Source organism: Nonlabens dokdonensis, assembly GCF_002162835.1.
Lineage (GTDB): Bacteria > Bacteroidota > Bacteroidia > Flavobacteriales > Flavobacteriaceae > Nonlabens > Nonlabens dokdonensis_B.
In genome coordinates this window covers 1-1761 of record NZ_MAAX01000171.1, presented here as the reverse complement: position 1 = coordinate 1761, position 1761 = coordinate 1, and the positions used below count along the sequence as shown (strand labels likewise).

Sequence of the window (1761 nt, the reverse complement as noted above, 5' to 3'; positions counted from 1 at the left end):
CCAGCGACTGGTACCTACACGGCCACGACGACGATCCTGCTTATGATAACGTTATTTTACATGTCGTCTGGATGCACGATGCAGAGATTACTCGCAGAGATGGTGTGAATATACCTGTTCTAGAAGTTTCAAAATATGTTGATGAACATTTAGTACAATCTTATCGCAAGTTGTTTGCCGTAAAAAATGACCAATTCATAAACTGCGAGAATCAATTTTCTAGTGTAGATGATTTTAAAAGAGATCAGTGGCTGGAGAAACTTTTCTTTGAACGACTAGAATATAAATCAGATCGCATTAAGCATATACTTAAGCAAAATAACAACGATTGGGAAGCGACTTTTTTTCAGTTGCTAGCCAGAAGTTTTGGCACAAAAACAAATGCCGATGCTTTTGAACAGCTTGCTAGTGGTATGGACCAGGCTGTGATCCGTAAATTAGCTAAAGATGCTTTTCAATTAGAATCTGTCTTATTAGGTCAGTGCGGATTGCTCGAGGTTGAAAGAAAAGATTCTTATTATAAAGAGTTAGTTAATGAGTTCGCTTTCGCGAAAGCGAAACACAACCTGCAACCTTCTCTTACACCTATGAAGTTTTTTAGATTGCGACCGGCTAATTATCCCACGATACGGATTTCACAACTATCAAGATTATATCAAAAGAATCCAATGCTTTTTGGAGAGGTTTTATTGTCTAAGAGTAGACAAGAAATTCATATGCTGTTTGAGGTCAAAGCTGCCAAATATTGGGATACTCATCATGTATTTGATAAAGAAACAGAAGAAAGAGAGAAAACACTCACCTCAGATTTTATTGATTTACTGATTATCAATTGCATCGTGCCTATAAAATTTATGCACGCACAATTTGTAGGTAAGGATAAAACTGAAGAATTAATGGAGCTGATGTATGAGTTGAATCCAGAAAAGAATACCATAGTTTCAGGTTTTAAAAAACTCTTCAAGGTTGAGAACTCGTTGACAACACAATCATTATTGCATTTAAAGCCTAATTATTGTGATAAGAATCGTTGCTTAAGCTGTGATATAGGTGTTGCTCTCTTGCGCTCATAGATCTAAGTTTTAAACTATTGATGAAGTCCTGTTATTTTTAAGAGCTTTGACTTAAATTTACATTATGGGAATTGTTACATATTTACGCACACTTATGGAGAAATACGGTTTTTACGTATCTACTCGCGTTGCTGAAAAATTAGGTATGAAGGCTAGAAATGTCAGGTTAACGTTTATCTACTTTACTTTTGCTACGTTAGGAGCTGGTTTTGCCGTTTATTTAATCATGGCATTTTGGCTTAAAATAAAGGATCTCATATACACAAAACGCAGCAGCGTTTTTGATCTTTAAATTAATCTCGTGCGCAATAAATTAAAAATAGCATTTTCATTATTATTTGTAATGCTTCTAATAGGTGTATTAGGGTTTAAGTTGAGTATGGATCTCTCATGGGTAGATTCTTTATACATGACTGTAATAACTATTACAACTGTAGGTTATAGGGAAATAGGAGATCCTTCTCCTCAGGCAAAGTTATTTACTGTATTCTTTATTTTAATAAGTGTTATTGTAGTAGGTTATGCGGTATCTGCAATAACAGAGTATTTGTTATCTCGTAACAGCCTAGCAGACTTAAGAAAAAAACGAAAAATTAAACATTTAGAGTCTATGGAAAATCATATTATCGTTTGTGGATATGGGCGTAATGGAAAGCAAGCTGTTCAAAAGCTACAAGATTATAAAAGA

At 34.6% G+C, this 1761-nt stretch carries 3 protein-coding genes; all 3 read left to right on the top strand.

Features of this window, described 5'->3' with window-relative positions:
* A partial coding sequence (locus A9Q93_RS11095) for a DUF2851 family protein (protein WP_303687473.1) occupies window positions 1-1073 on the top strand: 1073 nt, incomplete at its 5' end.
* A 64-nt stretch (window positions 1074-1137) separates the two neighbouring features.
* Complete coding sequence (locus A9Q93_RS11090; RefSeq protein WP_303687472.1) at window positions 1138-1365, top strand: PspC domain-containing protein; 228 nt, start codon at window positions 1138-1140, stop codon at window positions 1363-1365.
* 9 nt (window positions 1366-1374) lie between these two features.
* Window positions 1375-1761: potassium channel family protein (locus A9Q93_RS11085; RefSeq protein WP_303687471.1), on the top strand; the 387-nt coding region annotated here is incomplete at its 3' end.

Coding starts and splice junctions, on each gene's coding strand:
- A9Q93_RS11090 (WP_303687472.1), top strand. CDS start 1,138: ATGGGAATTGTTACATATTTACGCACACTTATGGAGAAATACGGTTTT.